Raw genomic sequence first — 8846 nt, 5'->3', positions numbered from 1 at the left:
GCTACAATGGCGCGCTCATGATCATTACCCAACAGGTGAACGACTTTCTCACTGATGCGGTGCGCGGGGAGGGTGAGGCGGTGATCGGGAACTGTGCCTATACCCTGCTCTTTCGTCAAGACCATCGTCAAGATCTCGATGCGGTCACGCATCTCTTTCACTTGAGTGATAAAGAACAGGATACGCTACAAGCCGCCAAAGTGGGCGAGGGGCTCTTGATGGCGGGCAATGGCCGAGTGTGGCTCGAGGTGGAATTGGCGCCGCATGAACGCCACCTGTTGGAGCGGGCGGGCGCTTCGCCCGGGGGAAGGCCGGTGGACCATGGTTCAGGACCAAAGTGAGCCGTGGGCGCGTCTTGGATTGTCGCATGGTCTGCGTTGGCTTTGGGGTGCGCTCGGCATCGCGGGACTGGTCGTCTTTCTCTTGCTGGCGGCAATGGTGGGATGGCAGGCGCAATCCCATCGGGCGGGGACCGCGTCCACGGTGCTGTTGTCGTCTTCCGCCGTTTTCTCTTCGGAAGTGGGGCCGTGGCGCACCACCATTAATCAGGCGGCCCAAGTGACCGGGGTGCCGGCACCGTGGATTGCGGCCGAAATCGTGGTGGAAAGCCGTGGTCAATCTCATGCCGGTAACGTGGGTGGGGCCTATGGGCTCATGCAGCTCGAGCCGGGGACGATGGACTTGACCACCGCGGAGCGAGCCAACCCGGCCGACAACATCATGGCCGGTGCCCGCTACTTGGCCGCCTTGCATGGGCTGTTTCACAGTTGGCGTGAAGCCTCTGCTGCCTATTATGGCGGAGCGGGACTGGAAATGGCGCTCCTGCCCAAAGTACCCATGCCCTGGACAAGGGCCCAAGTCTGGCTCAATATCGTGCCTAACCCGGGCGCCAACACCCTGACGTTGGCGCAATATGCCAATGCCGTGGCTGAGGTTGCAGGCCAGTTCCGGGGGGTGACGAAGGCCATGGGGTAAGGCATGTGCGATGGGTTGGACTTATCATGTTCGCCATACTGGCCGTCGGCCCACTATGGGCTATTGGGGGTCATCACCATCCGAAATTAAACCCTTCGATGAAAGGACGGCACAGCACCGAGAAGTTCGGACCCGAGACAATATCCCTGGAGGATAACGCCCCGCCGGGGTCGGCTGTATGGGTGCTCGACGGTGTCCCGACCCGCTGGCGTCACCGGGGGATTCTGCCGAGTGTGATTACCGATCCGGCCGATCCGCACCGGATCTGGTGGTTTTGGCCCCAGGTTCGGCAGAGCCGGGTCTGGTTTGCGGTGAGTCAGGACCAACACGTGCGTTGGCAGGCGAGTACCGTAAAGGCTCTGGCCCAGTCGTCTACCGCACCTGTCCCACTTCGCGGGACCGCTCAATGGGTTATGACCCTCGAAACGGGGCATGGAGTCATGCCGACCATGGACACGGAACCGACGGGCGCCTTTTTGACGGATATGGGTGTGACGACGGGAGTCACCGGCTGGATGGCCAGTGTGGGCTCCAGGCCTCACTCCTTGGTGTTGACGTGGGGACTTCGAGGACCGGCGAACACGGGACTGCGATTGGTGACGCTTTGGCGTTGGCGGCCCCAATCGGGATGGCAGTCTACCTTGGGGGTGCTTCAATCAGAGCCCATTACGGCGCTGGCGGTTCCATCGATCCCGTGGGATTCGCCGCGCAGCCTCGGTTGGAGCGGTTCCACCAAAACAAGAATTCAAGGAGGTTGTCACGATGGCAAGAGTGCCGAATCCGGAAGAGGTTTTACTCTTAGAGGAAGCTTGGGCGCAACTACTCAATTGCGCGGCGACGCTACAGGAACTTCATGACTTTGTGTTGATGGTGGGTGACACGATGCGGCAGCGCGAACCCGGGCTGGCGCAGCACCCCCCGGTGACGGAGGCGCTAGACCGATTTCTTCAGCAACGACAGGCCCTGCGGATGACACCGCAGGGTTTTGTCGTTCAAGGGGCGGACCGGGCGTTTTATGCGGGCTTGGCCGAGGCTTTTGGGGTGAGTTCGGATGCCGCGCGGGCCCTGATGGATGAACCGGATCGGACCGATGTCGCCTGGTTTCACCAACTGCGGCAGTGGGTGGCTGAAGGGTCGGTATGGCCAGCCGCGGGGGCGGCGTTGGAGGTGCTAGACCCGGAGGACCGGCCATGACGCGAGATGATGCGCGTACACGGATTACCGAAACGCTAACCGACCTGACTACTGATGCCCGATGGGCGCAATTTCTTCGCGTCATGGGCACGTTTCATCGCTATTCGCTCAATAACACCCTCTTGATTTTTTCCCAGCGTCCGGAGGCGACGCTGGTTCACGGTTATCGGGCCTGGCAGGCCTTGGGGCGCCAGGTGCAATCGGGGGAGCGGGGTATCACGATTTTGGCGCCGTTGGTTAAACGGGAGCGCGAACGCGAGGGCGATGAGGAGACCCGGCAGGTGGTGGGGTTTCACACGGTGTCAGTCTTTGACATCGCGCAGACCCAGGGTGATCCCATCCGTGGTCTGCCGGAGCGGTTGGCAGGCAACCAGCACGCCCCGTTGTTGGTAGCCATTGAGGCGGCTATTCCCTTCCCCGTGCGTCGGGTGGCTGATTTGCGGGGCGCCAATGGCGTCTTTCACATCCAAGACCGTACCATTGCCGTTTTGGAGGATTTAGCTCCCGACATGCAGGTGAAGACGTTATTGCATGAATGGGCTCACGGATTGCGATCGGCTAACGACACTCGGTCGCGCGGCGAAGAAGAAGTGGTGGCCGAATCCACCGCATACGTCGTGGCGTCGCATTTTGGGTTGGATACCCGGGCCTATTCGGTCGGCTATGTGGCCTCGTGGAGTCAGGGGGATGGTCAAACGGTCATGGCGATGGCCGAGGAAATCTTGCGGCGAAGCCAACAGATGGTGGATCCGGTGCAAGAGCGGTTGCCGGTTCTGGATCGGGAGCCAGTGGGTGCTGTGGAGAGAACGATGACCCCGGATCGGTGACGGAATGAGCCATGGTGGCGGTCCGCGTGGCCGCCATTGGCAGTTTTGCGGGCGCTTGTGGACTTCGAAGAGGCGGACCTAGCTTGGGCCCTGTGATGGAAGGGGAATCAACCGTGCGGTGGGTAGCGTGAGGCGAAGGGAGGAATTTAGCATGGCGCAACATCTCTCTGAGGGACTGGAATCTTTGCGGCGGTTGCCGTTAGCCGAGGTCATTCCGGTGCTCTGTCCCGGAGCCTATCTGAGCCACGAACGCCAAGGACCCGGGCGGGTGCGATGGATACTGCCGGATGGGACGAAAGTGAATGTGTTGCCCCTGGCAGACGGGGATGTGTTTCGTGTGATGAATCGGCCCGATGATCGGCTGACGGTCTCGCCTAAAGGGGCGATTAACTTTGTCATGGTGGTGCGCCAGACGAGTTTTTTGGAGGCCGTGCAGATGTTGCATGAGATGCGACCGACATGGGACCGTGCACAGCCGGAATCGCGACCAGTGCGCGTACGTCTCACCATTCTGCGCCATCCAACGCGGATGGCAGATTCCGAGCGGGAGTGGTTCCACGTACGGGACTATTTGGTGGGAGAACGCCGATTGCCGGAGTTGGTGGTGGCCGATTTGTACCGCCGGGGTTCTGTGTACGCCGGTGCAGGTTTCCACCACGGCTATGTCGTCTTTCCCCATCGGGCGGATAGACCGGATTCCTCGGTAACGGGCTATAGTCTCCGCTGGACTAAAGCGTCCCCGCCACCATCGAATCGCCCGACCAAGTGGGTGGCCTCGGGAAGCCGCCTCAAGGATGGATGGTTCACGTTGGGCCAGTCTCACGAAACGCTCATCATCACGGAATCGCCGATCGATGCTATCACCCTCTGGGCCAGTGCCATTGACGAGGGCATCGCCCATCGGGTGTCGATTCGCTCGTCCAGTGGAGCGGGGGGATTGGCTGAACCGATGTGGGAGGGATTTGATGCGGTGGTGACGGCCTTTGACCAGGACGCCGCCGGTCAGGGCTATGCCGAGTGGGTGCGACAGCATCGAGGACAGGCGCCAACGACCACGATATCTCCGGATCGTGCTCATAAGGACTGGAATGCAGCGTGGCAAGCGGGGCATCGGGCATTGCTCGAGACTACCCAGCTCTGGGAACGGGAGGTGGCACGCATGCGTGAGGATCGTGGCCGGGAGCGATAGCGGGGAGAGGGCTCTCGAGGGACGAACGTGAGTGAACTGCACACGGTAGACAAATTGAGATTGAAGTGAGGAGAGAGAACTGATGACAACGCGACGACGGAATCCCAGTGGTTTTGTGCGAAAGCATCCCGATACCGCTACCACCCGGTGGCAAGGCATTATTAAATATCCCGATCTTGATGTGCCGGGCCAGTGGAAGCAACGCTCGGCGAGTTTTGCTCGGCGGGTCGATGCGCAAAAGTGGGTGGATGCCACTATTGTCGAACATCGACGGACGCCTCAGTATCGCCCGCCGAGTGATATTACGGTGCAGGCCTATTTTGCCCAATGGTTAGATGAAGTGGCGGCGGCTCGGGTGCAGGACACTACCTTGGTCGCGTATCGGCGGTATATTAAGCCGCTTCTGAAGGAATTTGGGAAGAAGCCTTTGGCCTTATTGTCACCCGCGGATTTGCAGGGACTCTATAGTCGCTTGTTGGCATCCGGGAAAGCTACCAGCACCGTGCGACATGTGCATGTGGTGACTCATACGGCTTTGAACGAAGCGGTCCGTCTCGAACTCATCCCCGTGAACGTGGCGGATCGGGTGAATCCACCGCGACTCCGTTCGCCGGAAATTGTGCCACCGACCATCGAACAATCTCGAGCGTTACTGCGTGAGGCAGACCATGACCGCCTGAAGGCATTTTGGTGGTTGGTTGCATTGACTGGCTGTCGCCGTGGGGAAGGCCTCGGACTCAAATGGGATGATATCGATTGGAACACTAAAACCCTCTACATCCAGCGAACCGTAGCAGTGGATTCTGGGCTTCGGGTAATCCATAAACCGAAAACTGCACGAGGACGTCGGTCGGTAGCCATGTCCGATTTTCTAGTGGAGTTGCTCAAAGTACACCAAGCCGAGCAACAGGCGGAACGGATGATGCTGGGCGACAAGTGGCAGGAGACGGGCTATGTGTTTGTGACACGCAAGGGGACCTTGCTCTGGCCTGGGAACGTCCGGCGGCGATATAAGCAATTAGTGGAGGCGGCTGGTCTGCCGCCCACCACAAGAATCCACGACTTAAGGCATGCGATGGCAACTTTGTGGTTGACCAATGGGGTGCCGATAAAAGTGGTATCGGAGAGGTTGGGCCACGCCAACATTTCCATTACGTTGCAGGTCTACGGTCATCTCTTACCCAACATGCAGGCGGAGGCGACGCAGAAGATGGATTACCTTTTGACTGGGGGCGCGGCTCGGTCGAAAGAACCCTTGAGGGAATAACACATGTAAGATCTTCTCCAAAATCACAGTCCTTAATTGTACGCATGTACGGTGTGAGATAAGTCTTTTCCTGACGATGACGCGAAAAGGAGTTTCCGCCATTGTTCGAGTTGTCTTACTTACCACACCGAAGCGGTGCGACCAACCCATGATCTATTGGCAGGTCTGGTTCCGACCATCCCGTTGATACTAATGGCGGGTTGGGAGGACCGATGTGTCTATGGGATATGCCCCGACATTTGCTAACCAAGGTGTGGCCATGAAGACACGAAAGTTCCGTATTCCCATGTTGTCTCATCACAATGGGAGCAAGAGGACAGAGCATTTGGTGTTCGCCGATGTACTATTGAGGCTCTATGGGCAAGGTGCATGCAAGTTGGGTATCAGCAGGACGCCGTAAAGGTGGTTATGTTCATCACGCCTTTGCCAGCCGCAAACGGGGATGATTTTGGCGTGGAACCATGACGACGAGAGATCCCATCGACGCTCTACCCCGAGCATTGTCATTGCCACTCACTGACGCAGATTAACCGGTTCGTGAGGGTTCCCCATGGCCGCAGTTTTGTGCTTGCGAAGGTAATTCATAAGGATGGGTAATCTTGGGTTGTGAAAACCCCGATAAGCTCGTAGCAGCCGATGTCGACGGTGTTTTTATCTCTAAAATATTCCTATCGCGGTGCAGTGACACTATACTGGGATGGAGGGAGCGATGGAGATTGGGTATGTGAGCCGCGGATCTGTTTTCTGGCATGGGTGAATTGACCCGAGGCCTTTTGAACGCGGGGATCTTCGTGCGTGCAGAAATAGACATAGATCCAGCGTGTCGGTATCCCTTCGAAACGAATAATGATGCGGTTTTTGTTCATGAAGACGTATCAAAGCAAAGGTGGCTCCGGAGACTATTTTTCCAATGCACGATCAAAACACTTGTCCTAAAGTCCGAGATGTGATTGCACACCTGCCTCCCCTGCAGTCGGGAGACGCGTCCGTAGAAGATCCTCTGCGCCGATCGAGTAAGCTGTCGGAGTAATCTAAAGCGAATCCGGAATTCGCACCCGGGAGGGTCTCGGCGAGAATGGCCGCAAGGATTAGTTGCGGAATGTCACAGGCAACCGTCCAGGAAAACCTATCATGGCGTGAGACAAATCCGCCAACAACGACGCCGGCTTATGGATATGGGAGCGGACGTTTTGGGCATCCAGAGCAAGACAGAGCGTTAAGTTTAAGGGGACTGCTCTTCTACAGACATTCCCTGCAGACTATGAATTTTGGATTTGCAGGTCCGGAGCAGCGCGTGGTTATGAAAACCTTGGGCAGACTCGTTGGCAATGCGGTCCTGTGCGACTCGGAGAAGTTGTGGGTTTGACACTCTTAGATCATGTGAGGGATACATATGTCCGAAGAATTCAAAATAACGATTAGTCTTAATGTTCTTAGCCACCTTGGAATAAATTTGTACAGCAACATGGCTTCTGTCTTGGCAGAAACTGTGGCCAACGCATGGGATGCTGATGCGGATTGTGTAAAGATTGATATCGACAGAGGAGATGGCCTCATTCGAATTTTTGATGATGGGCACGGTATGACTCGTCAGGATATCAATGAAAAATATCTTAAAGTCGGTTATCCGCGTCGAGAATATCCGGACGGCAAGGTGACTAAGAAATACGGCCGTCCAGTAATGGGTCGGAAGGGGATAGGCAAGCTATCTCTGTTTTCAATTGCGGACACTATAGAAGTGTATTCAAAGCGAGATGGCGAAAAAAGCGCACTTAGAATGTCATTGCCCGATATCAAGGCCCAAATTAAAGATGCCGGCGAAACCGGCGGGACTTATCGGCCGGATGTTTTGGATACCGATAGAATCGATTGGTCAAACGGAACCATGATCGTGTTGAAGGATTTGAGACAAAAGCGCATACACGAGGTATCCTTGAGGAAAAAACTGGCTCGTCGTTTTGGTATTATTGGCGATAAATATAAATTTCAGGTGGTCATCAATGGAACCCCGATTTCGATTGCCGATCGCGATTATTTCAAGAAGATGGAGCATGTTTGGACGTATGGGAATATTGAATTGCCAAACGATCTGATTCCGAACCACACGAAGGCAGACGCGGATACTCTACACGGGTATCCGGTATCGGGCTGGATTGGAACTGTTAAGGAGTCGTCCGATCTCAAAGATGAGGACGGGGAGAGTCTTAATAAAATTGTTGTCATGGTGCGCAACAAACTGGCTCAAGAAGACATCTTGTCTGAGCTGAACGAAACAGGATTATATAGCAAGTATTTGATTGGGGAAGTACATGCAGATTTTTTGGATACAGACGACATGGATGATATAGCGACTAGTAGTCGTCAGAATATTATTGAGGATGATGCCCGTTACGTTGACTTGCGAGATTGGGTCAAGGTTCAGCTGAAGATGATTCAAAGTCAGTGGACACAGTTGCGAAATGAAAAGGGAAAGGATGAGGCATTAAAGATTCCAGCGGTTAAAGAGTGGTTTGGGACATTGAGTCCTGAATATAAGCCGACGGCTACCAAACTATTCGGTCGAATTAATCAAATCACGGTAGAAGGAGCGGAAGACCGCGAGGCTCTATTTAGTCATGCTGTGCTGGCCTTTGAGAGTCTGAAATATCGAGACAATCTAGAAGCTCTTGAGAACATATCGGTTGAGAATTTAGCAGAGCTTACCGAAATCTTTGGACGGTTAGACGAATTAGAGGCGACACTGTATTACCAAATCGTTAAAGAACGTATTGAGGTCATTAAACTTCTTCACGAAAAAGTTGAGTCCAATGCGTTGGAAAAGGTCATTCAAGAGCACCTTTTTACACACTTGTGGCTGCTTGATCCGTCGTGGGAACGTGCTACCGATTCGTGGGCCATGGAGCAAAGGGTTGGCAAGTTCATGGAGAACATTGACGCTGGTTTGACCGACGAAGAGAAACTGGCACGCGTGGATATTCGATATAAGCAGGTCTCAAACAAACACGTGATTGTTGAGCTCAAACGTCCTGACAGAATAGTTGACGTTTGGGAACTTGGAAAGCAAATCGATAAATATCGTTCAGGTCTTCAAAAAATTCTCGATCAAGCAGGGCTAAAGGAACCGATGGAGTTTATTTGCGTTGTTGGAAAGCCACTCAAGGGCTGGGAAAGGGCGAACACGCGGGACGAAGAAACCCAGATTTTGAAGAGCAAGGATGCAAGGGTTGTGACCTATCTAGAGTTAATTAACAATGCCATGAGAGCATACCAAGGTTTTCTGGAACAGAGTAAAACCGCTGGGCGCGTGTTCGAGGTAATTCGCGCTATTCAGGGTGATGCACAAAAACAAATTTGAACAGTAACGGGTCCATCAACTTTTGCCGAGGGCCACTTC

General features: G+C 55.0%; 8 protein-coding genes. All 8 read left to right on the top strand.

What is annotated here, in order from left to right:
* On the top strand, positions 1–341 hold a 341-nt coding region (locus ACOJWD_RS09655; protein WP_486993020.1), incomplete at its 5' end, for a hypothetical protein.
* Entirely contained in the window at positions 322–975 is a 654-nt protein-coding gene (locus tag ACOJWD_RS09650) for a lytic transglycosylase domain-containing protein (RefSeq protein ID WP_486993019.1), read from the top strand. The genes ACOJWD_RS09655 and ACOJWD_RS09650, both read left to right, overlap by 20 nt.
* A gap of 5 nt (positions 976–980) precedes the next feature.
* On the top strand, positions 981–1832 hold the full coding sequence (locus tag ACOJWD_RS09645) for a hypothetical protein (protein WP_486993018.1): 852 nt from the start codon (positions 981–983) through the stop codon (positions 1830–1832).
* Positions 1738–2169, top strand: a complete 432-nt coding sequence (locus ACOJWD_RS09640; protein ID WP_486993017.1) for a hypothetical protein — start codon at positions 1738–1740, stop codon at positions 2167–2169. Before ACOJWD_RS09645 ends, ACOJWD_RS09640 begins: the two co-directional genes overlap by 95 nt.
* A complete protein-coding gene (locus ACOJWD_RS09635) occupies positions 2166–2996 on the top strand; it encodes an ArdC family protein (protein ID WP_486993016.1) in 831 nt (276 codons plus the stop codon). The genes ACOJWD_RS09640 and ACOJWD_RS09635 overlap by 4 nt, the downstream gene beginning before the upstream one ends.
* A 151-nt stretch (positions 2997–3147) precedes the next feature.
* Positions 3148–4185, top strand: coding sequence for a toprim domain-containing protein (locus tag ACOJWD_RS09630; RefSeq protein WP_486993015.1), 1038 nt, complete (start codon positions 3148–3150; stop codon positions 4183–4185).
* Positions 4186–4267: 82 nt separating this feature from the next.
* The gene (locus tag ACOJWD_RS09625) at positions 4268–5452 is read left to right on the top strand and encodes a tyrosine-type recombinase/integrase (protein WP_486993014.1); all 1185 of its coding nucleotides are present in this window, start codon (positions 4268–4270) and stop codon (positions 5450–5452) included.
* 1393 nt (positions 5453–6845) lie between these two features.
* Entirely contained in the window at positions 6846–8807 is a 1962-nt protein-coding gene (locus tag ACOJWD_RS09620; RefSeq protein WP_486993013.1) for a BbrUII/HgiDII family restriction enzyme, read from the top strand.
* The last annotated feature ends 39 nt before the right edge of the window (positions 8808–8846 follow it).

It is taken from the genome of Sulfobacillus sp. TH-112 (genome assembly GCF_057473405.1).
This window is presented reverse-complemented; position numbering and strand designations above follow the sequence as displayed.

Excerpts from the sequence above, each read along its gene's own strand:
- ACOJWD_RS09650 (WP_486993019.1), top strand. The coding sequence starts at position 322 with ATGGTTCAGGACCAAAGTGAGCCGTGGGCGCGTCTTGGATTGTCGCAT.
- ACOJWD_RS09640 (WP_486993017.1), top strand. The coding sequence starts at position 1,738 with ATGGCAAGAGTGCCGAATCCGGAAGAGGTTTTACTCTTAGAGGAAGCT.
- ACOJWD_RS09635 (WP_486993016.1), top strand. The coding sequence starts at position 2,166 with ATGACGCGAGATGATGCGCGTACACGGATTACCGAAACGCTAACCGAC.
- ACOJWD_RS09630 (WP_486993015.1), top strand. The coding sequence starts at position 3,148 with ATGGCGCAACATCTCTCTGAGGGACTGGAATCTTTGCGGCGGTTGCCG.
- ACOJWD_RS09625 (WP_486993014.1), top strand. The coding sequence starts at position 4,268 with ATGACAACGCGACGACGGAATCCCAGTGGTTTTGTGCGAAAGCATCCC.
- ACOJWD_RS09620 (WP_486993013.1), top strand. The coding sequence starts at position 6,846 with ATGTCCGAAGAATTCAAAATAACGATTAGTCTTAATGTTCTTAGCCAC.